Source organism: Cereibacter sediminicola (assembly GCF_007668225.1).
GTDB classification, from domain to species: Bacteria; Pseudomonadota; Alphaproteobacteria; order Rhodobacterales; family Rhodobacteraceae; genus Cereibacter_A; species Cereibacter_A azotoformans.
This window is the reverse complement of the sequence record NZ_VDEK01000030.1, coordinates 24,659-51,500: the sequence shown is the minus strand read 5'-3', so window position 1 is coordinate 51,500 and position 26,842 is coordinate 24,659. Positions and strand designations below refer to the sequence as shown.

The 26,842-nt window shown below is 72.5% G+C and carries 18 protein-coding genes; all 18 read left to right on the top strand.

The window, feature by feature from the left end; translation table 11 throughout:
- Positions 1-639 precede the first annotated feature (639 nt).
- The gene (locus tag FG154_RS16425) at positions 640-1,488 is read left to right on the top strand and encodes a hypothetical protein (RefSeq protein WP_186312409.1); all 849 of its coding nucleotides are present in this window, start codon (positions 640-642) and stop codon (positions 1,486-1,488) included.
- Between the two features lie 55 nt (positions 1,489-1,543).
- Positions 1,544-2,497, top strand: coding sequence for an SDR family oxidoreductase (locus tag FG154_RS16420; RefSeq protein WP_145110261.1), 954 nt, complete (start codon positions 1,544-1,546; stop codon positions 2,495-2,497).
- Positions 2,494-3,348: a sugar phosphate isomerase/epimerase family protein gene (locus tag FG154_RS16415; RefSeq protein WP_145110259.1), complete on the top strand. Its 855-nt coding sequence runs from the start codon at positions 2,494-2,496 to the stop codon at positions 3,346-3,348. The genes FG154_RS16420 and FG154_RS16415 overlap by 4 nt, the downstream gene beginning before the upstream one ends.
- On the top strand, positions 3,345-4,364 hold the full coding sequence (locus FG154_RS16410; RefSeq protein WP_145110257.1) for a hypothetical protein: 1,020 nt from the start codon (positions 3,345-3,347) through the stop codon (positions 4,362-4,364). The genes FG154_RS16415 and FG154_RS16410 overlap by 4 nt, the downstream gene beginning before the upstream one ends.
- Positions 4,361-5,530: an FAD-dependent oxidoreductase gene (locus tag FG154_RS16405; protein ID WP_145110255.1), complete on the top strand. Its 1,170-nt coding sequence runs from the start codon at positions 4,361-4,363 to the stop codon at positions 5,528-5,530. Before FG154_RS16410 ends, FG154_RS16405 begins: the two co-directional genes overlap by 4 nt.
- Positions 5,530-5,994, top strand: a complete 465-nt coding sequence (locus FG154_RS16400; protein ID WP_145110253.1) for a GtrA family protein — start codon at positions 5,530-5,532, stop codon at positions 5,992-5,994. Before FG154_RS16405 ends, FG154_RS16400 begins: the two co-directional genes overlap by 1 nt.
- A 57-nt stretch (positions 5,995-6,051) precedes the next feature.
- The gene (locus FG154_RS16395) at positions 6,052-8,523 is read left to right on the top strand and encodes a glycosyltransferase family 2 protein (protein WP_246100350.1); all 2,472 of its coding nucleotides are present in this window, start codon (positions 6,052-6,054) and stop codon (positions 8,521-8,523) included.
- 252 nt (positions 8,524-8,775) lie between these two features.
- Positions 8,776-10,212: a peptidoglycan-binding domain-containing protein gene (locus FG154_RS16390; protein WP_145110249.1), complete on the top strand. Its 1,437-nt coding sequence runs from the start codon at positions 8,776-8,778 to the stop codon at positions 10,210-10,212.
- 215 nt (positions 10,213-10,427) lie between these two features.
- Entirely contained in the window at positions 10,428-11,129 is a 702-nt protein-coding gene (locus FG154_RS16385; RefSeq protein ID WP_145110246.1) for a hypothetical protein, read from the top strand.
- A gap of 1 nt (position 11,130) precedes the next feature.
- Positions 11,131-13,026 (top strand): S1 family peptidase, encoded by a 1,896-nt coding sequence (locus tag FG154_RS16380; RefSeq protein WP_145110243.1) that lies wholly within the window; start codon positions 11,131-11,133, stop codon positions 13,024-13,026.
- 8 nt (positions 13,027-13,034) lie between these two features.
- Entirely contained in the window at positions 13,035-14,309 is a 1,275-nt protein-coding gene (locus tag FG154_RS16375; RefSeq protein ID WP_145110240.1) for a hypothetical protein, read from the top strand.
- Positions 14,306-17,392 carry a virulence factor SrfB gene (locus FG154_RS16370; protein WP_145110236.1) on the top strand — a complete coding sequence of 1,029 codons (3,087 nt, stop codon included), beginning with the start codon at positions 14,306-14,308 and terminating at the stop codon, positions 17,390-17,392. Before FG154_RS16375 ends, FG154_RS16370 begins: the two co-directional genes overlap by 4 nt.
- 13 nt (positions 17,393-17,405) lie before the next feature.
- The gene (locus FG154_RS16365) at positions 17,406-20,078 is read left to right on the top strand and encodes a virulence factor SrfC family protein (RefSeq protein WP_145110233.1); all 2,673 of its coding nucleotides are present in this window, start codon (positions 17,406-17,408) and stop codon (positions 20,076-20,078) included.
- Positions 20,075-21,136: a hypothetical protein gene (locus FG154_RS16360; protein ID WP_145110230.1), complete on the top strand. Its 1,062-nt coding sequence runs from the start codon at positions 20,075-20,077 to the stop codon at positions 21,134-21,136. The genes FG154_RS16365 and FG154_RS16360 overlap by 4 nt, the downstream gene beginning before the upstream one ends.
- Positions 21,133-23,037: a vWA domain-containing protein gene (locus FG154_RS16355; protein ID WP_145110228.1), complete on the top strand. Its 1,905-nt coding sequence runs from the start codon at positions 21,133-21,135 to the stop codon at positions 23,035-23,037. The genes FG154_RS16360 and FG154_RS16355 overlap by 4 nt, the downstream gene beginning before the upstream one ends.
- 4 nt (positions 23,038-23,041) lie before the next feature.
- The gene (locus FG154_RS16350; protein WP_145110225.1) at positions 23,042-23,776 is read left to right on the top strand and encodes an ATP-binding cassette domain-containing protein; all 735 of its coding nucleotides are present in this window, start codon (positions 23,042-23,044) and stop codon (positions 23,774-23,776) included.
- Positions 23,773-24,972, top strand: a complete 1,200-nt coding sequence (locus FG154_RS16345; RefSeq protein ID WP_145110222.1) for an ABC transporter permease family protein — start codon at positions 23,773-23,775, stop codon at positions 24,970-24,972. Before FG154_RS16350 ends, FG154_RS16345 begins: the two co-directional genes overlap by 4 nt.
- The gene (locus FG154_RS16340; RefSeq protein ID WP_145110219.1) at positions 24,969-26,630 is read left to right on the top strand and encodes a formylglycine-generating enzyme family protein; all 1,662 of its coding nucleotides are present in this window, start codon (positions 24,969-24,971) and stop codon (positions 26,628-26,630) included. The genes FG154_RS16345 and FG154_RS16340 overlap by 4 nt, the downstream gene beginning before the upstream one ends.
- The last annotated feature ends 212 nt before the right edge of the window (positions 26,631-26,842 follow it).

Sequence of the window (26,842 nt, the reverse complement as noted above, 5' to 3'; positions counted from 1 at the left end):
CGTTCTGGCGATGATCCGGCAGGAGCACGCTCGCGGCTACAGTCACGCGGCCGCCGCCTGATCGCGTTGTTCAGGCTGAACTCCTGAAGGACCGTCCCCGGGAGGGGCTCGCGCCATCGGCGCAGGTCGGCCCGGCCACCGCATGGCGCCGCCGCGCGCCCGACGCGGCGGGTGCGACAGGTCGAGGGGGCCCGATCGAGCCGGGTCGGGATGACGAGCCCCTTTCCGGCTTTCTCAGGATGTTGCCCGCGCTGGCAAAGGCGATGACCCTCCGGTGCGGAGTCTCGAGGGGCAAGGCTGCAATCAGATCCCCCAAAAAGTATTAACCACTCATCGAATTAATGGGGGAGTGGAATTGCCATTTTCATTGACGAATCCATTGCCTGAGCGAAGGATCGATTCATTATTTCCCGCTCCGACATGAATGTGGATGTCGGATATTCTTTATTGCGGTTCCGCCATGTTCGAGTGTCGCCCTGCGTCCGGTTTTCCTGTCGGATTGATAAACTGTTCTTCCTCAATGACTTTTCCCGAATGTCGGATGGACCCTGCCGTGTCATCCTGTCCCACAAGCGATCCTGCGCGGTTCCGGCAGCGAGGGCTGTCCGGCCGGCCCTGGTCCGAGCAGGCGGGACCGTCGTGACACGGGTTGGCCGTCCCGGCCTCGCCCTGCTGGCGGTCGGCCTCGCCTTCGCCCTTTCCCTGCTGCTGCGCGCCGAGTTCTTTCTGGAACACAGGGGGGCGCAGGGTCTCGAGGCGACCTGTCACACGCTCTGGACCATCGAGGCGCTGGAGACATCCCCGCCATCGGCGCATCGCTTCCGGCCGACGGTGACGCTCGATCCGGCGCCCGGCAATCCGGTCCGCCGGGGATCGACCGCCCCCACCTCGGGCGGAAGCTACATCTACACCTCCTTTCCGCCGCTCGCCTTCCTGGCCCCGATGTATGGGCTGGAGGCGCTCTCGCCGAAGGTGACCTTTCTCAATCCGGCACTGTTCAACGCCCTCGTCGGGCTGGGGGTTGTCCTCGGTGTCGGCGGGGTCATGCGGGCCCTTGCCCTGCGGGAGATCCGCAATCCGGTGGAACGCGAGGGCGCGGGCTGGCTGATCTTCGTCGCAATGGCGATCGCCTGTCTGTGCCTGCGCGAATTCCTCGTCAGTCACGGCGCCGTCTATTGGCCGCATTCGCTGTCGCAATTGTGCCTTGTATTCGGATCGTGGGCCGCATTCCGCCTGCTGTGCGGGCAGCGCGACCCTGTCAGCCTCGGCGGCCTGCTGGTGGCCTGCGCCCTTTATCCGCTTCTCGAAGCGACGGGACATGTCTTCAACGTGGGCGTCGCGCTGGCGCTTGCGATCGATGGCCGCGTCCTGCGCCGGAAGGCGCTGCGGCCCGCTCCGGGCCTGCCCCGCATCGCCTCGATCGAGATCCTCGACCGGGCGGGGCATCCGCTCCGCCGCTACGAGCCCGCGCCGGAGGTCCGGCCATGAGCCGCCCCTCCGCCTTTTCCTCCGACAGGCGCCGCGCGCCGCAGGGTGAAGACAGATGGATGCGCTGATCGGATACACCGGCTTTGTCGGAAGCCACCTGCTGCGCCAGCACGGGTTCGGCGCCCTCTTCAACAGCGCCAACATCGCCGAGGCGGCGGGCGGGCGGTTCGGCACCCTTGTCTGCGCGGCGGCCCCCGGCTCGATGTTCACCGCCAACCGCTGTCCCGACAGGGACGAGGCCGCGATCCGCGGCCTGATGGCCCGGCTGGCCCCGATCCGGGCCGGACTTTGCGTGCTGATCTCGTCGATCGCGGTGCTGGCCGAGTTCGACGGGCAGGACGACGAGGGCACCGACCGCTTCCAGACGGCGCTCGCCTATGGCCGCCACCGGCGGATGCTCGAGGAGTTCTGCGCCGAGAGGTTCGACCGCTGCCTGATCGTGCGGCTACCGGCGCTGTTCGGCCGCGGGCTGCGGAAGAACTTCCTGTTCGACATCCTGAACCCGATGCCGACCATGCTGCCGCCGGCCCGGCTCGACGAGCTGGCCGGGCGGCTGCCGGCGGGGCTGCGGCCGGGGCTCGCCCGCTTCTACCGGCCGGACCCGGAGACGGATCTCATGGTCATCGACCGCGCGGCCCTGGCGGCCAGCGGCCAGCGGGCCGCCTATGACGAGGCGGTGACGGCGCTCGGCTTCTCGGCCGTGCGGTTCACCCATCCCGCGACGCGCTTCCAGTATTACGACATGGAGCGGCTCTGGTCCGATATCGGCCTGAGCCTTGGGGCGGGGCTCGAGACGATCCACCTCGCCCCCGAGCCGCTCGAGGCGGGGCGCATCCACGCGGCCCTGACCGGGCGCGAGATGCCGGCCGGCCCGGCGCGGATCCACCGCGAGGACATGCGCACCCGCCACGCCGCGCTCTGGGGGCGCGCGGGGCCCTACATCGCCACGGCCGAGGAGGTGCTCGCGGGGCTGCAAACCTTCTTCGCCGGGGAAAGGGCCCTGGCATGAAGCTCGCCGTCTCGAACATCGCCTGGCCCCCGGCCGAGAGGCTCCGCATCTACCGGCTCCTGGCCGCCCACGGCATCCGCGGGCTCGAGATCGCGCCCGGCCTGTTCCTTTCCGGCAGCGCCCGCCCCTTCGCGCCCTCCGAGGCCGAGCTGGCGGCGGCGCTGGCCGAGACGCAAGCGGCGGGGCTGGAGCTGGTCTCGATGCAGTCGCTGCTCTTCGGGGTGGAGGGGGCGGCGCTCTTCGGCGAGGCCGGGGAACGCGCGCGGTTCCGCGAGGGGCTCGGGGCGGCGATCACGCTGGCGGGGCGGCTCGGGATCCCGAACCTCGTCTTCGGCTCGCCGCGCCAGCGGGTGATCCCCGCGGACATGGACGCGGCCGAGGCCGAGGCGGTGGCGCTTGAAACCTTCGCCGAGCTGGGCGAGGCGGCCCGAGAGGCGGGGACGCGGCTGGGGATCGAGTTCAATCCCGCGGCCTACGGCACGAATTTCCTGAATACGCTCGAAGAGGCCGACGCCTTCGTGACGCGGCTCGGCCATCCGGCGGTGACGCTGATCCTGGATCTCGGGGCCATGCACATGAACGGGGCCTTCGCGGGCCTCGCCGGGGCGGTGGCGGCGGTGAGGGCGCCCATCAGCCATGTCCATGTCAGCGAGCCGGACCTCGCGCCTGCGCCGGCCAGCGCCGGGGCCGCCGCCAACGCCTTGGCGGCCCTCGCCCGCAAGGGATACGCCGGCTGGCATTCCATCGAGATGAAGCCGCCGCCGGATCCCGGTCCGGCGGTTCTGGAGGCAGCGATCGGCCGGCTCCTGCGGGCGGCCGGCATGGCGGAAGGAAAGGCAGGTGCGGCATGATCCCCGTCCGGCGTGAGGATATCTTCGTCTCGGTCTGCATCGCCGACTTTCCGGCCAGCGAGGCGGCGGCGGCGGACCTGCAGCGGCTCTGCGCCGCGATCTCGGCGCGGTTCCGCTACTGGGAGGTGCTGCTGACCGTCCCGGCCGACCGGGCCGAGGCCTGCGAGGCGCTGATGGCGTGCGTGGCCAACATCCGGCTGCTGAAGGTGCGCCACGGCACGCCCTTCTACCGCCAGCGCGTGGCGGCGGCGGCCGAGGCGATCGGGGATGTGGTGGTGGTGGCCGCCATCGAGGAACGGTCCGAGCTGGACATGCCGGCGATGATCGAGACGGCCGCGGCCACCGGCGCCATCGTGATCGGGCAGCGCCGCACGCGCAGCCTGCTGAACCCGCTGCTCGAGGCGCTGGGGCACAGCGCGGGCTTTCGCACCAGCACCCGCAACATGCTGACGGCGGCCTATCCGCGCACGCTGCTGAACCGGCTGCTGGCCCATCCCGACCCGCAGCTCGCGCTGCGCTTTCCCCCGGCGGACCCGGCGCTGCCGGTGCTGTGGCAGAAGGCGGCGGGGATGCTGCGGCCCTGCCCGCTCTGCGGGCTCGGGCGCAAGCTGGGGCTGGTGCAGAAGCTGCTGGTCAGCACGGCGCCGCGCGTTCTGGCGCTGGTGGGGCTGCTGTCGCTGGCCGTGGCCCTCGCCTCGCTCGCGCTTGCGCTTTATGCGCTGGTGGTCTGGCTCACCTTCCGCGACGTGCAGCCGGGCTGGTTCACCCTGACGCTTGCCCTCAGCCTGACGGCCACCTTCCTGTCGGTGGCGATCTTCGGCCTCTCGCTCGGCCTGCAGAAGATGATCGAGGGCCAGTCGGGCGGCCTTGGCGAGGACATCCTCGACGAGCGCAGCTCGGTGGACCTGTTCGGGCAGGTGATGACCGAACTCAATGTCGAGGTGGCCGACGGGACGGCCGGCCGAGAGCCTCTCGCGCTGCCGGGCCTGCCGCGCCTGGAGCGGAAGACTGCATGAGCCGCACCCCCGACATCGACTGTCTGGTGATCGGCGGCGGCTTTTACGGCTGCTGCCTCGCGCTCTTCCTGCGCTCGGTCACCGATCGGATCGTGCTGGTCGAGGCGGGGGACCGGTTGATGGACCGCGCCTCGCGGGTCAACCAGGCGCGGGTTCATACCGGCTTCCACTATCCGCGCTCGGCCCTGACGGCGGCCAAGTCGATGGTGCTGCACCGCCGCTTCGCCGAGGATTTCCCCGAGGCGGTGCGGTCCGACTTCCAGATGCTCTATGCGATCGCGCGGCGCCGCTCGAAGGTCAGCGCCAAGCGGTTCCACCGGATGTTCGCCGACATGGGCGCGCCCATCGCCCCCGCCACCCGGTCGCAGGCGGCCTTGTTCGATCCGGCCACCATCGAGGCGGCCTTCGCCTGCACCGAGATGGCCTTCGACCATTCGGTGCTGGCCCGGCGCCTGGGGGGGCAGCTCGATGCGCTGGGGCTGGACGTGCGGCTCTCGACCGCCGCCGTGCAGCTCGAGGAGCAGGCCGAGGGCGTGGTCGTGCGGCTCTCCTCGGGGGCGGAGCTCTTCGCCCGGCATGTCTTCAACGTGACCTATGCCCAGATCAACAGCCTCCTGCGCCCGGCCGGCCTGCCCGAGGCCAGCCTCAAGCACGAGCTGACGGAGATCGCCCTCGTGCGGCCCCCGGCCCAGCTCGAGCGGTTCGGGATCACGGTGATGGACGGGCCCTTCTTCTCGGTGATGCCCTATCCCGCCGAGGGGCTGCATTCGCTGACCCATGTCCGCTACACGCCGCAGATGAGCTGGACCGACGCGACGAGCGGCCGCTCGGCCTACGAGACCTTCGCCGCCACCGAGCCGCAGAGCCGGCACCGCCACATGATCCTCGACGGGCAGCGTTACCTGCCCTGCCTGGCCGAAAGCACCTGGGTGAAGTCGATCTTCGACGTCAAGACGGTGCTGGTGAAGAACGAGCAGGACGACGGCCGGCCGATCCTCTACCAGCAGCAGCCCGCGGGCTCGCGGGTGATCTCGATCCTCGGCGGCAAGATCGACAACATCTACGACCTCTTCGACCTCGTGCGGCTGACCCGGCCGGACTGGGCCGGCGCGACCGAGACCTTCGTCGGCCCGCCGGCGGCACGCGGCACGCGGGGGGTGGCGTGATGGCGGCGCGGCTTCCGGCCGAGCTGATCCGCTTCGGCCTCGTCGCGGTGCTGGGGCTCGGGGCCGATCTCGCGGTGGCCTGGGGGCTGGCGGTCCTGGCGGGGCTGAGCCTGCCGCTGGCGGCCACCTGCGGCTTCGCCACCGGGGCGGCGCTGAACTACGTCCTGCACCACAGCTGGACCTTTCGGGCCGCGGGGCCGCGGGCGCCCGAGCGGCGGCGGGTGGCGTCCCATGCGGCGCGCCTGCTGCGCTACGGGCTGGGGCTCGGCCTCACGCTTCTGGCGCGGGTGGCGACGGTCGCGCTGGCCAGCCGGTTCCTCTTTGCCGCCGAGGGGCAGGAACTGCCGGCCCTTCTGGCGGGCACAGCCGTCTCCTTCATCGTCAACTATCTGACCAGCAAGCATTTCGTCTTTCAGACCCGAGGGACGCCGCCCCCCTGCGGCCCCCTTCCCGACATCCGGTGACCGCATCCGATGCGCACCGATCCGGCCGGCAGGTCCGCACTTTCCGAGGAAACCCACATGAACCAGGTGAGCCGCATGAAGGACGCCGATCCCGCAAGGCCGGGGCCGGAAACCGGGCAGGAGCTGTGGCCGGGGGCCGAGCTTCCGGCTTTCGACAGCGCCATCTTCGCCCCCCGGGCCACGCGCTACCTGCTGGTGATCCCGGTCATCAACGAGGGCGAGCGGATCCAGAGCCAGCTGCGGCAGCTTCACGCCCTGCGGATCCCGCTCGACGTGGCGATCGCCGACGGCGGCTCGACCGACGGCTCGCTGGAGGCGGGCTTCCTGCGGGACTGCGGGGTGCGGGCGCTGCTGACGAAGCGCGGTCCGGGCCGGCTGAGCGCGCAGCTGCGCATGGCCTATGCCTGGGGCCTGGCCGAGGGCTATGACGGCATCCTGACGGTGGATGGCAACGGCAAGGACGGGCTCGAGGCGCTGCCCCGCTTCATCGAGGCGCTCGAGGCGGGCTTCGACTATGTCCAGGGCTCGCGCTACCGCAAGGGCGGCGCGGCGATCAACACGCCGCTCGACCGCAAGATCGGCGGGCGGCTGCTGCATGCGCCGCTGCTGTCGCTGGCCTCGGGCAACCGGCTGACGGACACGACCAACGGCTTCCGCGCCTATTCGCGGCGCTACCTGGCCGATCCGCGCGTGGCCCCGTTCCGAGACTGTTTCCGCGACTACAGCCTGCTGTTCTACCTGTCCGCGCGCGCGGGCCAGCTTGGCTACCGCGTGACCGAGGTGCCGGTGCGCCGCGCCTATCCGGCCTCGGGGCCCACGCCCACCAAGATGGGCAGCACCGGCGCCAAGATCGCGCTGATGGGCGAGCTGTTCCGCAGCGCGCTCGGCGGCTACCACCCGCCGGCCGCGCGCGGGCTGGCCGGGATCGGCGCGCCGGAGGCCGGGGGCGATGCCGGGCCGGTGCCGCGGTTCTGGCCCTGGGTCCTGCCGCTCGTCTTCCTGCTGATCCTGGCCTCGCGGCTGGCCGGCATCCTCGATGCGCCCGACATCTGGCACGACGAGGGGATGCTGATGGCGAACCTGCCCCTGCCCTCCTTCGCGGCCGCCTTCCAGCACCTGCCCTACTTCGCCCAGGCCGCGCCTCCGGGCTACCTGATCCTCGCAAGCGGCGTGATGACGCTGGCGGGCGAGCATGCGGTCACCGGGCTGCGGCTGCTCAGCCTGGCGGGCAGCCTCGGGGCGGCGGCGGTGCTGGCGCTGACGCTGCGGCGGGCGGGCGGGGCGCTGGTGGCGCCGGTGGCGCTGGCGCTCATGTTCCTCTCGCCCTTCGGCGTGCGCTACGGGATCGAGATCAAGCAATATGCCTTCGAGACCCTGGCCACCTGCCTGATGCTGGCCGCCACCCTGCGGGCGGTGCGGCGCCCGGACGGGGCGGGCCTTGCGCTGCTGGCGGGGGCGGGCCTTGGCCTGCTGCTCTTTTCCTTTGCCGCGCCCGTCCTCTTCGCGGCCCTCGCGGCGGCGGCGGCCCTGCAGCTTCTCGTCGAGGGCCGGCTGCGCACCCAAGGGGCCCGCCGCCTCGGCCTCCTCTTCGCGGGCCTGCTGGCGGCGGCGGGCGCCTGGCACCTGGGCGTGACGAAGCCGGTGACGGTGGCGCAGTTCCGTCACTTCGCGTTCGTCTATGACCTGGGCTACCTGCGGCTGCCCTTCATCGACGACGGCGAGGGCATCACGGTCTCGTCCTTCGCGCGGATCATGCTGGGGATGTTCGACCCGTTCTACCGCTTTGCCAGCGAATATCACGCCGCGCGTCCGGTGGCCGTGGTCACGGCCCTCCTGCTCGCGATCGGGATCCTGATGCCGCTGCGCCGGGGGCTGCTGCTGCCGGCCTTCGGCCTGGCGCTGCTGATCGGCCTGCCGGTGCTGAGCCACGCCGGCTTCTACCCGGTGCTCTACAGCCGGCATTTCATCCTGATGCAGCCCATCCTCGCCATCCTGCTGGCCACGGGCCTCCTGTCCGTCCTCGCCTGGATCGCGGGAGCGGCGGGGATGGCCCGTCCGGCCGGGACGAGGCGGCTGGTGGCGGGGTTCGTGGTCCTGCAGGGGGGCGTCGCGATGCTGGCAGGCTTTCATCAGGAAAAGCAGCAGCTGAGCGAGGCCGTCGCGGTGATCGCCGCCCACGCGGCCGAGCCCGAGCCGCTGATCTATGTGGCCCCGACGGCGCAGCCGAACATGCTCTATGTCGCGCCCGGGTTCGGGACGCAGATCGGCTATGGCCCCAACGCCTTCGACCATGATTTCCGCAAGCGGTCCAGGACCTCGGACATGGCCACCGACTATCCCCGCGAGATCGCGGCGCACCGCGAGATCTGGCTGCTCGAGACGCTCATCTACGATCCTGACCTCGGGCGCGTGGCCGCGTCGCTCGAGCCGCTGGCCGCGGCCTTCGGACCCTGCACCGAGATGTACCGCTCCGGCTCGTCGCGCGATCTCGGCTACACCCTGGCCTACCGCTGCCGCGCCCCGGACTGAGGCGCGCGGCGGCGCGGTTTCCGCATCAAGGCGGCGGCCGGCAGCCCCGATGCCCGAATCAGGCAGGCCCGCGGACGGTGCAATGACGGGGCGCAATGGCTGCAAAGACCGGAATTGTTTCGGATGCGCGGGAACAAATCCTGAAAAGGCTGGGGGCTGCGGATTTTCCGTTCCCGGAGACCGGGGAACCTGAGGTAATGTTCCGGACCACTGCCCGAATATTTTATCTTTCCATAGTAAGGACCCGCTGCCATGAAATTCCGGCTTTCCGTCGCCGCTGCCGTTGCCGGCAGCCTCGCCCTTCCGCTGCCCCAGGCCGCACGGGCGGATTCCGACTTCGGCAAGGCGATTGTCGGGGGCATGATCCTGTGCGGCCTCACCAACTGCCTTGGCGGCCGGCAGACGCAGGCGGCGCCCCGCAGCGGCGGCGGAGGAGGCGGTGGAGGCAGCCGGACGCAGGCTCCGGCGGCGGATCCGACGGTGCGCACCGACCAGAATGCGCTGAACTATTTCGGCTTCCCCGCGGGCTCGGCCGACGGACGGATGGGCCGGCGCACCCGCGAGGCGATCAGCGGCTATCAGAGCTACATGGGCTATCCCGCCACGGGGCAACTCAGCCAGTATGAGCGCGATTCCCTCTGGAACGCCTACAACCGCGCCCAGGCCGGGGGCGGGGCGGCCTACGGCCATGTCGTGGCCGCCGAGGGCAACCGGGGGCTGATCAAGGCCTTCGCCGCCGAGGCCCGCGGCGAGCAGTACCGCCCGCCGGGCTATGCCAATCCCGCCCTGCCCAACCCGCAGGGATATCCCAACCCGCAGGGCTATGGCGCGCCCGGCATGCCGAACCAGCAGGCCTACGGCACCGGCCAGCCGCCCTACGGCGCGAACGTTCCGGCCCCGCCGCCCCTGCCGCCCGTGCCGCCGCAGGCCACGGGCGACCTTCCGGTGGTGAGCGGGGCCCCGGATGCCCTGCCCTCGCTGCCGCGGCTGCCGGTGACCGCCGCCGCGGGCATCAGCGCCTCGATGGCCGACCATTGCCGCTCGGCCGAGCTGCTCAGCGACGCCAACGGGGGCATGGCGGTGCCCGGCCGCATCACCGATCCGGCGCAGGCCCTCGACGAGCAGTTCTGCGCGGCGCGCGGCGACGCGATGTCGCGCTCGCAGCAGATCCTGGCGCAGATGGCGGGCGTCGGCGATGCCGAGATCCAGGGCCAGTGCGAGGGGCTGATCCGCACCATGGCCAGCCAGACCGGCGCCCTCGAGGGCGAGGCCGCCGCCAGCCTGGCGCCAAAGGCCGCGGCCTTCGCCGGAACGCTCGGCGCCGCGCCGCAGGACATGACCAACATCGGCGAGATCTGCCTCGGCACCGGCTACAAGACCGACAATGCCGACATGGCGGTCGCCTCGGCCATGCTGATGGTGGCGGCCGGCCACCAGCCCTATTCCGAGATCCTCGGCCATCACCTGCGCAAGGGGTTCGGCCCCGACCAGAACCAGGCCCGTGCGGCCGAATGGTACGACATGGGGCTCGGCGCGCTCGAGCAGGGGCATCCCCCGGCCTTCCTTCCCGCCCAGAGCGCCCAGCGGGTGAGCGTGATGCGCGAGGCGCTCGCCGCGATGGGCGGCGGGGCGGCGCAGCCGGTCAACGCCTCGATGCAGCTGCCCAGCTTCCCGACGCAGGGCAACTGAGCCCGCCCCGGCCGGAGGCCGACCGCGGCCCCGATCTCCGGCAGGCCCCTCCGCCCGGCCTGCCGGTGCGGCACGGCCGCGCCGGGGCCACGGGAGGGGTCGTGAAATCCTGCTGCATCTCCGGGGGTCTGAAGGATTGACCGCCGCAGGACATGCCCCTTACGCTCAGCTGACATTTTCTTTCCGCTTCACGACATTCCCGACGAGATCTTGAAATGCCGCGCCTCCTCGTGCTCGTCCTTGCGCTTTGCCTGATCGGTGGTGCGGCTTTCGCGGGCCTTCTGGCCCTGCAATCCTGCGGCGCCCGGCTGCCCCTCCTTCCGGGCTGGCTCGCGGCCGGCTGCCCCGACCCCGCCGCGCGCGAGGCGGCCGCCCGGCTCGAGGCGCTGCGCCGCGACCAGGACCTGCTGCGCGCCGAGATCCGCGTGGCCGAGCAGGCCCTGTCGCGCCTGCGCTGCGAGGCCGTCCACGAGACGCCCGAGCCTCCGCCCCCCGCGCGGGCGGAGCCCCCCGCCCCGGCCATCGATGCCGAGGCCTGGCGGGCGCGCGACGTGGGGATGCTCGACGGGTGCTGGGCGCTCGATTCCGACTACCGGGTGCAGGACATGGAGACCGGCGCCGTCACCGACTACACCGAGTGGAACATGTGCTTTGACGGCGCGGGCCAGGGACGCGCCACGATGCGGGCGACGAGCGGCTCGACCTGCGAGGGGCCGATCGGCGGGCGGTTCGACGGCGGCGGGCGGCTGGTTCTCGAGGAATCCGGCAATCTCGGCTGCAGCGACCAGACGGCCATCTTCCGCAGGATCATCACCTGCAGCCTCCTGCCCGACGGGGCGGCGGACTGTTCGTCCCACCAGCCCGAAGCGGGGCGCACCGTTCCGGTGCGGCTGCGCCGCAGCCCAGGAGAGCCGTGACATGGCCGACCATTTCCTCACCAAGTCGCAGATCGAGCTTTCGCAGTGCCTGCCCTGGGGCGGCGGTCTGGCGCTCGAGGCCCATGGCGCGCTGCGGGCGGCGCTGGCGGCGCGGATCTCGCAGCGCGCCGCCGATCTCTTCGCCGAGCCGCTGATCAACCGCGGCAACGACGCGGCCCCGGCCAGCATCTCCTGGTATTCGGCCCATGCGGGCGAGGGGCGCCCGCTGTCCGAGCTTGACGAGGCCGAGCAGGCGCGGGTGGCGGCGCAGCTGTCGGATCTGCTCCGCCCGGTGCGCGAGCTGCTGGCCGACAGCGAGGACGGCACGCTGATCGGGGCTGCGCTGCATCTGGCGGGCAGTGCGCGCGGCGATGTCTGGGTGGTCGATGGCCAGCCGGTGCTGATCAACTGGGGGATGCTGCCGGCGGGGGCGGACCGCTCCCAGGCCAGCCGCAGCGCCCATTACAACCGCACGCTCGGCCGCTTCCTGCCGCTCTCCAAGGCGCCGCCGCTGACCGAGGACGAGCGCCGGCAACGCGCCGATGCGGCGGGCCCTTCCCCGCTGGCGGCCGCGGGGGCCGCGGTCGGGGCGGGGGCCGGGATCGGGGCCGCCGCTGCGGCCGGGGACGCGCCCCCGCCCGAGCCGCCCGCCCCCGTCCCTCCGCCGGACGAGGCGCCGCCGCCGCGCCGGCTGCGCGCCTGGGAGTGGGCCCCGCTGCTCGTGCTGCTGCTGCTGGTGGGGGGGGCGGTGATCTGGCTGCTGATCCCCGGCAACCGGCTGTTCCCGCCCCGGATGGCCGCGGTCGTCGAGGATGCGCGCGCCGCCGAGATCGCCGCCGAGATCAATGCCGCGCTCGAGGCGCGGCGCGTGGCGCTGCAGGCCGCGCTCGACGGGGCGCAGTGCCGGGCCGACGGCACGCTGATCATGCCCGGCGGCCGGACGATCGAGGGGCTGCTGCCGCCCGTGCCGGGCAGCCCCGCCGATCGGCCCGGCCAGCGCGCCGAGGCCGATCCGACCCCGGTCCTGCCGCCCGATCCCGCGCGGGTGCAGGTGCCCGACCTCGACCCCGGGGACCCCGGCAGCACCGCCGTCGCGGGCGCCTCGCTGCTCGACGTGATCGAGAGCCGCACGGTGATGGTCGTGGCGCGCGGCCCCGGCGGGGTCGCCACCGGCTCGGGCTTCTTCGTGGCGCCGGATCTGGTGATGACCAACTTCCATGTGGTCAGCGGCGCCGCGCCCGACAGCATCTTCGTCACCAACCGCAGCCTCGGCACGCTGCGCCCGACGCAGCTTTTGCGCGCCGACGGGCCCTTCGAGCAGACGGGCTCGGATTTCGCGCTGCTGCGCGTGCCCGGCGTCTCGGCGCGCCACTTCACGCTGCTTCGGCCGGCGGGCTCGCTGAAGCTGCAGAGCGTGATCGCGGCCGGCTATCCCGGCGACGTGCTGGCGACCGACACGGCCTTTGCGGCCCTGACCTCGGGCGACATCTCGGCGGTGCCGGACCTGACGGTCACCGACGGCACGGTGAACACCGAGCAGGCGGTCTCGGCTGAGATCCGGGCGGTGGTCCATTCCGCGCCGATCTCGCAGGGCAACTCGGGCGGGCCGCTGGTGGACATGTGCGGGCGGGTCGTGGGGATGAACACCTTCGTGCGGCAGGGCGCGCTGCGGAACCTGAACTTCGCCCTCTCGGCGCCCGACGTGATCGGGTTCCTGCGCGCGGCAGGGGCGAGCCCCTCGATCACCGGGACGGACTGCCGGCCCGAGGTGCTGCGCCCCGGCGTGCCGGCCGAGCAGGTCACGCCGGTCGAGGCCGGGCCGGAGCCGGGCGCCGCCCCCGGCGGGGACGCGCCGCGGCTGCCGGATTTCGGCGCCCTGCCGCCCCGTGCGGACTAGGGGGCGCCATGTTCGAAGCCTTCCTCGTCACCACCTCTTCCGCCGGTCTCAGCGCGCTGGGGATGCGCGAGCAGCGCTCCTACGAGCTGGTGTCGGACACGCTGAGGGAGGCGCTGGGGCCCGACCATGCCGCGCTCCTGGCCGAGCCGGTGCCGACCGACCAGGGCGACCGCTACGACTGGTATGCGCCGGTGCCGGGGCGGGCCGCGCGGCTGCTCGAGCTCGACGACGCGGCGCAGGCGGCGGCGCGGGCGCGGCTTGCGGCGCTGTCGGCCGATGTCGAGGCGCTGGCCGAGCGGCTGGGGGCAAGCGGCCGGCCCGAGGATCTGCGCCTGTCCGAGGCGCTCTCGAACGCGATGCGCGTGCCCGACGAGGGCTTCATCCATGTGCAGCACCGCGAGGGGGCGCCGCCGCAGCCCGTGCTGGTGAACTGGGCCTGGACGCGGGACGAGCGCGGCAGCGTCCGGGGCCGGCTGACCGGCGGGGCCGCGGCCGCGGCGGCGGCGGCGGTGCCTGCGACCGCCGAGGGGGCTGGGGCGGGCGCAGGGGCGGCCGTCTCTGCGGCGGCGGCCACGGCGGCGGCGGGGCCGGACGGGACGCCCGCCGCGCTCTTCTGGCTGGTCCGGCTGGGCTGGCTGCTGCTGGCGCTCATGCTGGCCCTGATGATCTGGCTCCTGCTGCCCGCCTGCGCGCTGCGCGGCCTTCCGGGGGCCGGCTTCTGTCCCGCCCCGTCGGCCGAGGCCTCGGCCGCCGCCGCCCGCAAGGCCGAACTCGAGGATCAGATCGCGCGGATCGAACAGTCGATCGGCATCGCCGACAACGCCTGCCAGCCGCTCGCCCCGGCCTCCGCGCCGGCCCCGGCCCCCGCCCCCGTCGATCCGGCGCTGCAGAACCGGCTGGACCGGGCGGGGGCGCAGCGCGGGCGGCTCTCCTTCTCGCTGGCCTGGGACAGCCGGGCCGATCTCGACCTCTCGGTGGAGTGTCCCTCGGGGCCGAAGATCTGGTTCGGCGGGCGGGAGGCCTGCGGCGGCAGGCTCGACGTGGACAGCAACATGGATGCGCGGCAGTCGGTGCGCGACCCGATCGAGAATGTCTTCTACGGCGCGCCCGCCCCCGGCAGCTACCGGATCACCGTCCGGCTCTATGCCCGCAACGGCGAGGCCGCGCGCCAGCCCTTCCGGCTGATGATCCGGGACGGCGACGAGGTCAGGATGGAGGAAGGCGCCGTGCAGGGCACCGGAGACGCCTGGTCGATGACCTACAGCTTTGCAGGAACGCAATGATCGCCGACAGGAAAGAACGCCTCCGCCTTCTGGTCAATTGGCACGACGAGATCACGCTGGTGCCCTTCTCGGGCATCCAGATCCTCGATTTCGGCTTTCGCATGGATGCGCTGACGCTGCGCCCGCTGCGCTTCATCGAGCGCACGGTCAGCGCCGGGCCCGACCGGAGCGAGCGGATGCTGATCCCGCTCAGCGGCCGCGAGGAGCAGGACGCGCCGATCGAATCCGACGCCCGTCCCGACGACGACGAATATTCCATCCGCCCCACCGCCGCGCTCGAGCCCTTCCTGGCCAAGTGGGTGCCGGTGCCGGTGCTGCGCATCAAGAGCGAGCGCGGGCCGGGGGGCGAGGAGCGGTTCGATCCGGGCCCCTCGAGCTGGGCGCGGATGCGCACGGTGGAGCTGGCCGAGCCCGATCCCGAGACCGGCTTCACCCACCGGGTGCAGCTGGCCCTCGACACCACCCTCGTCGCCCAGGACCAGAGCCGCCACTATGTCGCCCCCGAGCGCGCCGACGCCGAGAAGCCGCGCGACTTCCGCTTCGTCTCGGATCCGGCGGTGATGGACTGGTTCCTGCGCCGGCTCGAGGAGGGCGACGACGGCACGATGATCGACCTGCAGCTCTGGGCCTCGGACTGGCTGAAGGAGCTGTTCCTCGCCTTCAAGCGCGCCGAGCGGCCGGGCCGCACCGTCACCGAGGACAGCCTGCCGCACCAGTTCGAGCACTGGGCGCGCTACCTGGCCTATCTGCAGACCATCGACCACGCCGTCCGGGTGCCGCGGATGCGCTTCGTCAACACCGTCTCCGAGCGCGACGCGGTGACGCCGGTCGATGTGGATCTGGTGCTCGACGTGGGCAACTCGCGCACCTGCGGCATCCTGATCGAGCGCTTTCCCGGCGAGGGGCGGGTGGATCTGGTGCGCTCCTTCCCGCTCGAGATCCGCGACCTCTCGCGCCCCGAGCTGCATTATTCCGGCCTGTTCGAGAGCCGCGTGGAATTTGCCGAGCTGAAGTTCGGCGAGGATCACTTCGCCAGCCGCTCGGGCCGGCGCAACGCCTTCGTCTGGCCGGGTTTCGTCCGGGTGGGCCCCGAGGCGCTGCGGCTGATCCAGGGCGAGGAGGGCACCGAGACCTCCTCGGGCCTCTCCTCGCCCAAGCGCTACATCTGGGACGACGAGGCGCGCCAGCAGGACTGGCGCTTCCACAACCACCACGATCCCAACAACCTGCCCAAGTCGGTGCGCGCGGCCATGCGCCAGCTGAACGAGGCGGGCGACGTGCTCGAACAGGTGCGCTACGAGGAGAGCCGCCGCCTGCGCCCGCGCGGCCGGACCGCGCCGGCCCGCGCGATCCGGCCGCGCTTCTCGCGCTCGGCGCTCTTCGGCTTCATGCTGGCCGAGATCATCAGCCATGCGCTGGTGCAGGTGAACGACCCGGCCTCGCGGTCGCGGCGGGCGCAGTCGGACCTGCCGCGGCGGCTGAACCGGATCATCCTGACCCTGCCCACCGCCACCTCCGTGCAGGAGCAGGCCATCATCCGCTCGCGCGCCGAGGGGGCGCTCCGGCTGGTCTGGAGCACGCTGGGCGTGGCCGACACCGAGACGAGCATCTCGCGAAGGCCCGAGCTGATCGTGGAATGGGACGAGGCGAGCTGCACGCAGCTTGTCTATCTCTACAGCGAGTTGACGCAGAAGTTCGACGGCAACATCAACGCCTTCCTGCAGCTCAAGGGCCATCCGCGGCGGCGGGCGGGCGCGGCCGAACCCGCGCCGAGCCTGCGGCTGGCCTGCATCGACATCGGCGGCGGCACCACCGACCTGATGATCTGCACCTACTGGGGCGAGGCCAACCGGGTGCTGCATCCCGAGCAGACCTTCCGCGAGGGCTTTCGCGTGGCGGGCGACGATCTGGTGCAGCGGGTGATCTCGGCCATCATCCTGCCGCGGCTGCAGGCCTCGATCGAGGCGGCGGGCGGGCGCTATGTCGGCGAGAAGGTGCGCGAGCTCTTTGCCGGCGACATCGGCGGGCAGGACCAGCAGGTGGTGCAGAAGCGCCGCCAGTTCGCGCTGCGGGTGCTGATGCCGCTTTCGGTCGCGATCCTCGCCCATTGCGAGACCGCCGACGAATTCGACCGCTTCGACCTCGAGGTGGGGGCGGCGCTGCGGCCGGCGGGGGCGCCGGGGGCTTCGGGCGCGGTCTCGCAGGAGATCCTCGGCTATCTCGAGGGGGCGGCGCGCGATCTGGGCGCCGAGGGCTGGAGCCTGGCCGACGTGGTGCTGACGGTCTCGCGCGAGGATGTGGACGCCATTGCCCGCGAGGTGTTCCAGAAGGTGCTGGGCAACATGGCCGAGGTGATCGACCATCTGGGCGTGGATGTGGTGCTGCTGACGGGCCGCCCCTCGCGGCTGCCCGCGGTGCGCGCCATCGTCGAGGAGATGCTGGTGGTGCCGCCCCACCGGCTGGTCTCGATGCACCGCTACAAGACCGGCCGCTGGTATCCGTTCCGCGACCCGATCACCCAGAGGATCGGCGACCCCAAGAGCACGGTGGCGGTGGGGGGGATGCTCATCGCCCTGTCGGAAAGCCGGATCCCGAACTTCAAGGTCTCGACCGGGGCCTTCCGCATGCGCTCGACCGCGCGCTTCGTCGGCGAGATGGACAGCAACGGCCAGATCCGGGACGAGCGCATCATGTTCTCGGACCTCGATCTCGACGCGGCCCGGCCCGGCACGCAGCAGACCGCGCTGGTGCGGATGTTCGCCCCGATCCACATCGGCTCGCGCCAGCTTCCGCTCGAACGCTGGACGACGACGCCGCTGTTCCGGCTCGACTATGCCAACGCGGCCGCGCAGCGGCGGCCCTCGCCCATCCTCGTGACCTTCGAGAAGGCCGAGTTCGACGACGGCGAGGCCGAAACCTCGGAGGACCGGCTGCGGCGCGAGGCGCAGCGCGAGTTCCTGAGGATCACCGAGGTGGAGGACGGCGCCGGGGACGGCATGAAGACCTCCGACCTGTGCCTCAAGCTGCACACGCTGGGGTTCGACGACGAATACTGGATCGACACCGGGGTCTTCCAGTACTGAGGAGCGCAGGACGATGACGACGCAGGAACAGCTGGGAGCCCGGTGCGACAGGGTGGCGCAAGGCGCCCGCGACGCGCTGGCCTGGGTGACGGACGAGGCGAATGCCGAGACGGTCGGGCCCGACCGCAAGCCGCTCGTGCAGGCCCTGCGACGCGGCGCGCGGCGGGCGCAGCGGCTGGCGCGCTCGGCCCGCACGCGGATGAGCATCAGCGTCTTCGGTCCCTCGCAGGCCGGCAAGTCCTTCCTCGTCTCGGTGCTGGCCCGGCCCCGCGACGGGCGGCTCGCGGCCGATTTCGGCGGGCCCGGCGGGCAGCTCGACTACATCAGCGAGATCAACCCGGCCGGCGACGGCGAGAGCACCGGCCTCGTCACCCGCTTCACCATGTCGAAGGCGCCCACCCCCGAGGGCTATCCGATCCAGCTCGTGCTGCTGAGCGAGGCCGACATCGCCCGCACCATCATCAACAGCTTCTACAAGGACGGCGACCAGTCCGAACTGCCGCCCGAGCCCGCGGCGCTCGGCGCCCATGTGGCGGCCTTCGAAGGCCGGGCGGGCCCGGCCGAGGTGCCGGGGCTGAGCTACGAGGAGATGTTCGAGATCGCCGAATATGTCGAGAACACCTTCGGCAGGTCGGCCTATGCCGCGGCGCTCAAGGGCTTTTACGAGGAGGCCGCCGCGATCGCGCCGCGCCTTCCGATCCCCGAGCGCGGCGCCTTCCTGTCGATCCTCTGGGGCGGCTACCAGCCGCTGACCGACCTCTATGTGCAGCTCGCCCGCGCCCTGGCCGAGATCGACCATGCCGAGATCGTCCATGCCCCGCTTTCGGCCCTCGTGCCGCGCGACCGCTCGATCATCGACGTCAAGACGCTGCACGGCCTCTTTGCCGGGGAGGAGGACCGGCTCGCGCTGCGCACCCCCGGCGGCAAGGTGGCCCACCTGAGCCGCGCCGTGGTCTGCGCGCTGGCGGCCGAGCTGGTGTTCCCGATGCTCGAGGAGCCCTCGCCGCTCTTTGCCCAGACCGACCTGCTCGACTTTCCCGGCGCGCGGAACCGCTTCGAGCAGCCCCTGTCCCGGACGCTGCAGACGCCGGCCGAGACGGTCACGCAGATGCTGCTGCGGGGCAAGGTGGCCTATCTCTTCGACCGCTATGTGGCCAACCAGGAGATCACCTCGATGCTGCTCTGCGTGCCGGACAGCAACATGGAGACGCTGGACCTGCCGCCGCTGGTCGAGAACTGGGTGGCGCTGACCCATGGCGCCACGCCCCGTCAGCGCGCGCAGACCGGCTGCATCCTGTTCTTCGTGATGACCAAGTTCGACAAGCACCTGGGCGAGAGCGCCTCGGGCGGCTCTCCCTCCGAGCGGTTCGAGCGGCGGATGAAGGCCTCGCTGCTGGAGGCCTTCGGCAAGCTGAAAAGCTCGTGGGTGCATGAATGGACGCCGGGCGTGCCGTTCCGCAACTGCTTCTGGCTGCGCAACCCGAACTATTTCGTCGAGGGGCTGCTCGACTATGACGAGCGCAACGCCGAGCTGCGCATCCGGCCCGAGAAGGCGGAGAGGGTGGCCGAGCTGAAGGAGGGCTGCCTCGCCACGCCCGCGGTGCAGGCCCATTTCAAGGAGCCCGAGCGCGCCTGGGACGCGGCGCTGACCCTCAACGACGGCGGCGTGGGCTATCTGATCGAGGAGCTGACCCGGGTCTGCACCGCCGAGAGCAAGGTGGCCCAGATCGGGGCGCAGATCGAGAAGCTCGCCGAGGATCTGGCCGGCCAGCTGCGCCCGCATCATGTCTCGGACGACATCGGCCAGCGGATCGAGGAGAAGCGCGCCGCGGCGGCCGAGATCATCGACGGGCTCGAGATCGCGCTGCAGCGCCATCGGTTCGGCGCGGTTCTGGCCGCGCTGATGGTCGATCAGGACCAGGTGCAGGACCGCATCAGCCGCGTGCCAAGCTCGATCCGGATCAGCAGCGCGGTCTCCTCGGCCGCAAGCGTGGCGGCCCAGCCACGCGCCGCCGCCGGCCCGCTGCGCCCGCCGCCGCGCCCCGGCCGGCCGAACGGCGCCGCCCCGCGGCCCGAGCCCGCCCCCGAGGCGCAGGCCAGCCCCCTCGGCAACATCCGCACCATGACCCCCGAGGCCTTCCAGGCGGAATCCTCGGTCGAGGTCTGGGTCGAGGGGCTGAAGCGGTTCCGCGACGATCTCGACACGATCGGCCATTTCGGCCTGACCCAGGCGAGCGTGACCAACCTGAACGCCGAACTCACCCATGCGCTGCGCCGCTGCGGCGTGGTCGAGCGGATCAAGGACCAGCTGCGCGCGATGAACTTCGGCCATACGGTGGACAAGCAGGCCGAGCCCGCCTCGATCGTCTGCGCCGAGCGGATCAACGGCTTTGTCACCACGCTCGGTTTTTCGGACCGGCCCGAGGAGACGCGGCCGCGGATCGACCTGGGCGAGGGGCACGCGCGGGCGGTCTTCACCATCCGTCCGAGGGGCGAGGACGCCGACGGGCTGCCGCCCCTGCCGCGGGCAGCGGCCGAGGATCTGTGGACCGACTGGGTCTTCGCGCTCGATGCGATGGTGGTCGAGAATGCGCAGGACGGCGGCTCGGGTGCGGTCAATGTGGCGCAGAACATGCGGCTGGGCGGTATCCTTGCCGCCATGACAGGGGAAGGCGGTCATCCATGAGCCTGACGATCCGGCCCGATCCGCGGCGGCCCAGCGGCGGCTATGCCCAGCTCGACCTGCCCGAGGCCGAGGTGGCGGGCGACAGCGTCCTCGTCGCCGTCTTCGACGCCTTCTCCGAGCGGTTCCTCGGCCGCCAGGGCTGGCATGCCACGCGCGGCGACTTCGGCCCCTATCCGGTGGAGCGCGGCGAGGGACGCGCGCGGATCGTGGTCGGCCCCGAGATCGTGAACCAGATCGAGGAATATGCCGCCCTCCGCCTGCATGTCGGGCCGCGGAGCTACGAGGTGAGCTGGCCCGACGAGGTGGTGCCGCTGCCGGGGGCGGCGGTGCTCGGGGGGCTGCAGGTCGCCCGGACCGAGGCCGCGCCGGAGGCCGCACATCTCGTGGGCCGCCGCCCCGCGCCCGAGGCCGCCCCCGCGCCCGGGGCGGCGGCCGTGTCCGCGCCGGTCGCCGGGCCCGCACCGGCCGAGCCCGCCCCCCCTGCCGGGCCGGCCCCGCAGCCGGGCCCATCCCGGCGCGGGGCGATCCTGGCGGGGCTCCTGCTGGTGCTGGCGCTCGCCGCGGGGCTCGGCTGGTTCCTGACCTCGGGCGAGGGAGAGCCCACGACGGTCGTGGCGGCCCCCGCTCCTGCCCCTGCTCCTGCCCCCGCCCCGGTGGGGGCGCCCGATCCCGCCGCCGATCCCTGCACCGCCGAGGCGCTGAGGGCGCTGGACGGGGCCCCCTTCTCCGAGGCGCTGGCGCGCTTCGAGGGCTGCCAGGGCGCGGTCCGGCCCGAGACGGCGCTGGCGCTGATGGAGAATGCCGCCGACCGCGGAGACCCCGACGCGCTGCTCCTCTTCGGCGAGCTTTACGACAGCGGCGCCGAGGACGGCCTGCTGGAGCGGGGCGTGGGCCTGACGCTGGGCGACATGCCCTCCAGTGCCGCGGAATATTACGCGCGGGCGCAGGATGCGGGGGCCACGGCGGCGGCCGGGCGGCTTGCGCAGCTCTGCCGCCGCCTGGCCCTCGCCGCCGACACGCTCTCGCTGGCCGCGCATTCGGAGTATTGCCCGCAATGACCCTCCGCCTTGTCCTCCTGCTTCTCGCGCTCGCCCTGCCGTCGGGCGCGGTGGCGCAGCCCGCGCGCCCCCTCACGATGGAGGGGATGCAGACGGTCTATCAGCGCGTCCTGACCCGCCCCGGCGCCCCGCTGCAGGATGCGCCCGGCGGGGCCGAGATCCGGCGCTATCCGGCCTTCCAGCCGCTGTATGTCTTTGCCCGGCAGGAGGGCTGGCTGCAGGTCGGCCCCTCGGCGCACGCGGCCCCCGCGGGCTGGGTCGAGAGCGCGCGCGTGGTCGAGTGGAAGCAGAACATCGTCGCCGCCTTCACCAATCCCGCCGACCGCCGCCGCAGCCTGATCTTCGAGAGCCCCGAGAAGCTGCGCTGGATGATGGAGCACGAGGCGCTGCAGGATCTCCAGCCGCAGCTGATCGAGAAGGCCGACACCGGCCTGCTGGCGCCCTCCGACGGGGTGGTCTCGATCGAACCGGCGAATTTCGTCAACATCCGCGACGATCTCTACCTGATGCCGATCCTCGACTTTTCCGAGGAGCTGCATCCGCTGAACTACGAGCCCAACCTGCTGATGAAGGTGGCCTCGGTCCCGCTCGAGGACGAGCTGCCCGCCGCCACCCGCGAGGGGCCTGCGGGTGAGTTCGACGCCGGCGTGGTCTTCGTGCTCGACACGACGAAATCCATGGGCCCCTTCATCGAGCGGACGCAGCGCGCGCTGTCGCGCGTCGTGAACGACCTGAACGGGACCGAGACCGGCGCGCGCATCAACTTCGGCGTGGTGGCCTTCCGCGACAACACCGCCGCGGTGCCCGGGCTGGAATACCGCACGAAGCTGCTGACGCCGCTTGCCCGGCGCTTTGCGCAGGCGCCGGTGCTCCAGTCGATTTCCGAGGCGACGAACGTGGCCGAGGCCAGCTCTCCGGGCTTCAACGAGGACAGCCTGGCGGGGGTCGAGGATGCGGTGGACAGCATCGACTGGGATCAGGACGGGCGCGATCCGTTCGACGGGCGCTACATCATCCTCGTGACCGATGCCGGGCCCAAGGACCCGCGCGATCCCAACGCGCGCTCGCAGATCGGCCCGGCCGAGATCCAGCGCGACGCCGAGGGGCGGGGCATCGTGATCATGACGCTGCATCTGAAGACCGCCTCGGGGGCGGGCAACCACGAATATGCCGCCGAACAGTACCGCAAGCTCTCGCGCTTCGGGCAGCGCCAGTTCTACTTCCCCATCGAGGGCGGCTCGGAGGACGAGTTCGAGGCCACGGTGACGACGCTCGTGACCGCGCTGACCGACCATGTGCGCGCCGCGCGCGGCGAGGCCTCCGTGCTGAGCGCGGACGAGGCGGGCGAGGATCTGGTCGAGCTGGGCCGGGCCATGCGGCTGGCCTGGCTGGGCCAGCGCGAGGGCACGCAGGCGCCCGACGTGATCGAGGGCTGGGTGACCGAGAAGGCCGCCGAACGGCCCCAGGCCCGCGCCATCGAGCCGCGGCTGCTGATCACCAAGAACGAGATGGCCACGATGGCCGAGCTGCTCGACAACCTGCTGCGGCTGGCCGAGAGCACGCGGGGCGACGAGGACGCCGACAGCTTCTTCTCGCAGGTGCAGCAGGTGCTGGCGGGGATGGCGCAGAACCCGGACATGGTGGTGGATGCCTCGGCCGGGACGCTGGGCGGCGCGCTCGAATATCTCGAGCGGCTGCCCTACCGCAGCCAGCTTCTGCAGATGGACCGCGAGACCTGGGCGCAGAGCGCGATGCTGCGCCGCCCGGTGATCGACGGCATGCGCCAGAAGCTCACGCAATACCGCAAGTGGCTCTATGACAGCTCGGTCTGGACCGCGCTTCACGAGGGCGCCCCGGATGGCGAGACGGTCTTTGCCATGCCCTTCGACGTGCTTCCCTGATCCGATGCCGGTGCTGCTGACCCGCGATCTGGGCGTGACCCTGGCCGACGGCGAGCGGCGCTTCACGCTGCGGGTGCCGGAACTGGCGCTCGAGCCGGGCGAGGCGGCGGGGCTGACCGGGGCGAGCGGCACGGGCAAGACCATGCTGCTCGAGCTGCTGGGCCTCCTGCGCCGGCCCGAGGCGGGCGGCCGCCTCCTGGTCGGCACGGGCGCCGAGGCCCGCGATCTCGTGCCGCTCTGGTCGGCGCGGGGCGGCCGGAGCCGGCTGGCGGCGGCGCGCGGCCGCCTCTTCGGCTTTGTCCCCCAGAGCGGCGGGCTGATGCCTTTCCTCACGGTGGCGCAGAATGTGGCGCTCGGCCAGCGGATCAGCGGGAGCGAGGATGCGGCGCGGGCGGCGGCGCTGATCGCGCGGCTGGGGCTGGGCCCGGTGGCGGGGCTGCGGCCCGACCGCCTGTCGATCGGCCAGCGCCAGCGGGTCTCGATCGCCCGCGCCCTGGCCCACGGCCCGAGGATCGTCATCGCCGACGAGCCGACCGCCGCGCTCGACCCCGAGGCCGCGGCCGAGGCGATGGCGCTGCTGATCGGGACCGCGGCGGCGACGGGGGCGGCGGTGCTGGTCTCGTCGCACGATCACGACCTGCTCGACCGCTTTGCCCTGACGCGGCACCGGCTGGTCCCCGAGGCGCGGGACGGCCATGTGGTCTCGACGCTGCGGACCGGGGCGGAGGCCGCGGCATGAGGCTGATCCTCGGCCTTGCGCTGCGCGACCTGTGGCGGGACTGGGCGCGGCTGGTCTGCAACATCGCCGTGATGGCGGGCGTCCTCGTGCCGCTCCTCGTGCTGTTCGGGGTGCGCAACGGCGTCTATGAGGCGCTGCTGGGCCAGCTCCTGCGCAATCCGGCGGCGCTGCAGATCGACACGCGCGGCAATTCCGCCTTCACCCCGGCGGATGCCGAGGAGGTCCGCGGCTGGCCCGAGACCGCCTTTGTCACGCTGAAGACCCGGAGCCTCTTCGACTATGTCAACGTCCGGCCCGCGGGACAGCCCGCGGTGCGCGAGGCGGTTGCGGTGCCGACGGGGGCGGGCGATCCGATGCTGGCGCCGCTGCCGGGCCTCGGGGCGGACGAGATCGCGGTCTCGGCGCCGCTGGCCGCGCAGCTCGGCCTCGGGCCGGGGGATGCGGTCGAGCTGGTGACCCAGGCGCCCGAGAGGCCGCGCCAGCTGGTCCTGGCCCGCCGGGTCGGGATGATCCTGCCCGAGGCGCGCGCCGCGGGGCGGGCGGTGCTGGCCGATCTCGGGACGCTCGACCTGATCGAGGCCTTCTACGACGAATATGCCCTGCCCGAACACGGGATCGCGACGGGCCGCCCGCTTGCGGGGCGGGTCGCCGATTACGAGGGGATGCGCGCCTACGCCGCCTCGCTCGAGGCGCTGGCGCCGCTGCAGGCGCGGATGGAGGCGCGGTTCGGCGTGGCGACCGAGGCGCAGACGGCCCGGGTGACGGGGGTGCTGGGCCTCGGGCGGAACCTCGGCCTCGCGCTTGCCCTGACGGCGGCGGTGGCGGGGACGGGGCTGGCGGCGGCGCTCGTCTTCGGCTTCTGGGCCGAGGTGGCGCGCAAGCGGCACATGCTGGCGGGCCTTGGCCTGATCGGCCTGCCGCCGGCGGCGCTGGGGCTCATTCCGATGGTGCAGGCGCTGGTGACGGCCCTTCTGGGCCTCGCGGTCTCCTTTGCGCTCTTTGCGGTGGCGGGGGCGGTGGCCGAGCGTCTCTTCGCCAGCGGCCTGACCGAGGAGGGCGGCCTCGTGCGGCTGGCGCCCGGGCAGGGGCTGGCCATCGCGGGCGGGGTGGTGATCCTCGTGACGGCTTCGGCGCTGGCGGCCGCGCGGGCGGCGCTGCGCACCGACCCGGCCGTCGTGCTGCGCGAGGCGCCATGAGGATCCCCGCCCCCGATCCGGGCGCCCCGGCGCCCCGCGGTGGCGCCTTCCGCCCCGCGGACCGCCCCGGGGGCCACCCCGGAGGACGGCCGGGTTGGGCGGCGCGGCTCTCCGCCCTTGCGGGCCCCCTGCTCGCGGCGGCGCTGGCCTTGGCCGGCCCCGCCCGTGCCACGGACTGGCCGGTGGAGCAGTATGATCCCGGCGCGGCCGAGCGTCCGGCCGACCTGATCCTGCCCATGCCCTGCGGCGGGGCGATGGCCTTCCAGAAGGTGGTCGTGCCGGTCGAGGCCGCCGATCCGCTCGACGACCGCCGCCTGCGCCTCGGCCAGTCGCAGCCCGAGACCGGCTATTCCGACTATCTGCGCACCGAGCATCTGCGCGGGCCCTTCGCCTCGGACGAGGCCACCTTCTACTACATCGGCCGCTACGAGGTGACGCGCGCGCAGCAGCGGGCGCTGGCCTTCGACTGCGCCCCGCCCGGCCGGATGGACCGGACCGCGGCGGCCGGGCTGTCGTGGTTCGATGCGGTGACGCTCTCGCAGCGCTACAGCGAATGGCTGCTGGCCGAGGCCCCGGAGGCGCTGCCCCCCGAGGCGGAGGGGCTGGCCTTCCTGCGCCTGCCGACCGAGACCGAGTGGGAATATGCCGCCCGCGGCGGGGCCGCGACCGACGCCACGCAGTTCGCCTCGCGGCGCTACTTCTCCGAAGGCCAGATTGCCGATCATGCGATGGCGCAGGGCTCGGCGCGGGGCGAGGTGCTGCCCGTCGGGCTGCGCAAGCCGAACCCGCTGGGGCTCCATGACATCTACGGCAATGCCGAGGAGCTGATGCTCGAACCCTTCCGGCTGAATGCGGTCGGGCGCCCGCACGGGCAGGCGGGGGGGCTCGTCACCCGGGGCGGTTCGGTGCTCTCGGCCCCCGAAGAGCTCTATTCCGCGCAGCGGCGGGAATATCCGCTCTACCGCGCCGCCGACGGCAAGGCGCTGGCCGGGGCCACCTTCGGGCTGCGCCTTGTGCTGACGCGCGATGTCACCGCATCCGACGCCCGCCTGCGCGCGATCCGCAGCCGCTGGCTCGACCTGGCCGAGGCGCCGGCGGCGGAGGCCTCGGACCCGCTGGTCACGCTCTCGGCGCTGATCGAGGAAGAGGCCGACCCGCGCCGGCAGTCGGCCCTGACCGACCTCCAGCTCGAATTCCGGCTGGCGCGCGATGCGGCGGCGGCGGCCTTCCGGGAATCGGCGAAATCCACGCTGCTGAGCGGCGCGGTCTTCATCGCGGCCCTGGCCGACGGCGCGCGCGAGATCGACCGCCAGACCGGCAATGTCCGCGCCATGGTGGACCAGATCCGGGTGAGCGACGGGGCGCAGCGCGAGGCGCTCATCGCAGGGGCCGAGCGGGTGAACCGGCAGCTGAGGATGCTGCGCGACCTGCAGCACACCTATCTTCTGTCCTACCGCAGCGCGCTCGAGACCCTCTCGTCGGAGATCGAGGGTGAGGTGGTGGAGGCGGCCTTCGGCCTGCTCCAGCAGGAGCTTGCGGCCTCGGGGCAGACCGGGATCCTGTCGGGGCTGGAGGCGCTGAACGAGGATCTCGCCCGTTTTGCCGTCCGGCCGGACATGGTCGAGGCCGACCTCCTGGCCCTGGCGCTGGAACGCTAGGGCGCGTTTCCCCCTGCCCGCCCCTCCCGCAGGCGCCGGGCGGCCCCCGGCCGTTCGTGGGGCGGGCCTCGCGTCCCCCTCGGCCGCAAGAGGACATGTCCCCGGCCGTGCTTTTCTGCCGGGCGCCAGCCGCGGGGGGGCAGATCCCCGGCCCTCCCTTGGCCCGCCGCGGATTCCGTGCCATCGGGAAGGCCCCTGCCCCCTCCTCCGAG

What these genes read in the sequence shown, in the direction of transcription:
- FG154_RS16420 (WP_145110261.1), top strand. Translation starts at nt 1,544, where the DNA reads ATGGATGCGCTGATCGGATACACCGGCTTTGTCGGAAGCCACCTGCTG.
- FG154_RS16415 (WP_145110259.1), top strand. Translation starts at nt 2,494, where the DNA reads ATGAAGCTCGCCGTCTCGAACATCGCCTGGCCCCCGGCCGAGAGGCTC.
- FG154_RS16410 (WP_145110257.1), top strand. Translation starts at nt 3,345, where the DNA reads ATGATCCCCGTCCGGCGTGAGGATATCTTCGTCTCGGTCTGCATCGCC.
- FG154_RS16405 (WP_145110255.1), top strand. Translation starts at nt 4,361, where the DNA reads ATGAGCCGCACCCCCGACATCGACTGTCTGGTGATCGGCGGCGGCTTT.
- FG154_RS16400 (WP_145110253.1), top strand. Translation starts at nt 5,530, where the DNA reads ATGGCGGCGCGGCTTCCGGCCGAGCTGATCCGCTTCGGCCTCGTCGCG.
- FG154_RS16395 (WP_246100350.1), top strand. Translation starts at nt 6,052, where the DNA reads ATGAACCAGGTGAGCCGCATGAAGGACGCCGATCCCGCAAGGCCGGGG.
- FG154_RS16390 (WP_145110249.1), top strand. Translation starts at nt 8,776, where the DNA reads ATGAAATTCCGGCTTTCCGTCGCCGCTGCCGTTGCCGGCAGCCTCGCC.
- FG154_RS16385 (WP_145110246.1), top strand. Translation starts at nt 10,428, where the DNA reads ATGCCGCGCCTCCTCGTGCTCGTCCTTGCGCTTTGCCTGATCGGTGGT.
- FG154_RS16380 (WP_145110243.1), top strand. Translation starts at nt 11,131, where the DNA reads ATGGCCGACCATTTCCTCACCAAGTCGCAGATCGAGCTTTCGCAGTGC.
- FG154_RS16375 (WP_145110240.1), top strand. Translation starts at nt 13,035, where the DNA reads ATGTTCGAAGCCTTCCTCGTCACCACCTCTTCCGCCGGTCTCAGCGCG.
- FG154_RS16370 (WP_145110236.1), top strand. Translation starts at nt 14,306, where the DNA reads ATGATCGCCGACAGGAAAGAACGCCTCCGCCTTCTGGTCAATTGGCAC.
- FG154_RS16365 (WP_145110233.1), top strand. Translation starts at nt 17,406, where the DNA reads ATGACGACGCAGGAACAGCTGGGAGCCCGGTGCGACAGGGTGGCGCAA.
- FG154_RS16360 (WP_145110230.1), top strand. Translation starts at nt 20,075, where the DNA reads ATGAGCCTGACGATCCGGCCCGATCCGCGGCGGCCCAGCGGCGGCTAT.
- FG154_RS16355 (WP_145110228.1), top strand. Translation starts at nt 21,133, where the DNA reads ATGACCCTCCGCCTTGTCCTCCTGCTTCTCGCGCTCGCCCTGCCGTCG.
- FG154_RS16350 (WP_145110225.1), top strand. Translation starts at nt 23,042, where the DNA reads ATGCCGGTGCTGCTGACCCGCGATCTGGGCGTGACCCTGGCCGACGGC.
- FG154_RS16345 (WP_145110222.1), top strand. Translation starts at nt 23,773, where the DNA reads ATGAGGCTGATCCTCGGCCTTGCGCTGCGCGACCTGTGGCGGGACTGG.
- FG154_RS16340 (WP_145110219.1), top strand. Translation starts at nt 24,969, where the DNA reads ATGAGGATCCCCGCCCCCGATCCGGGCGCCCCGGCGCCCCGCGGTGGC.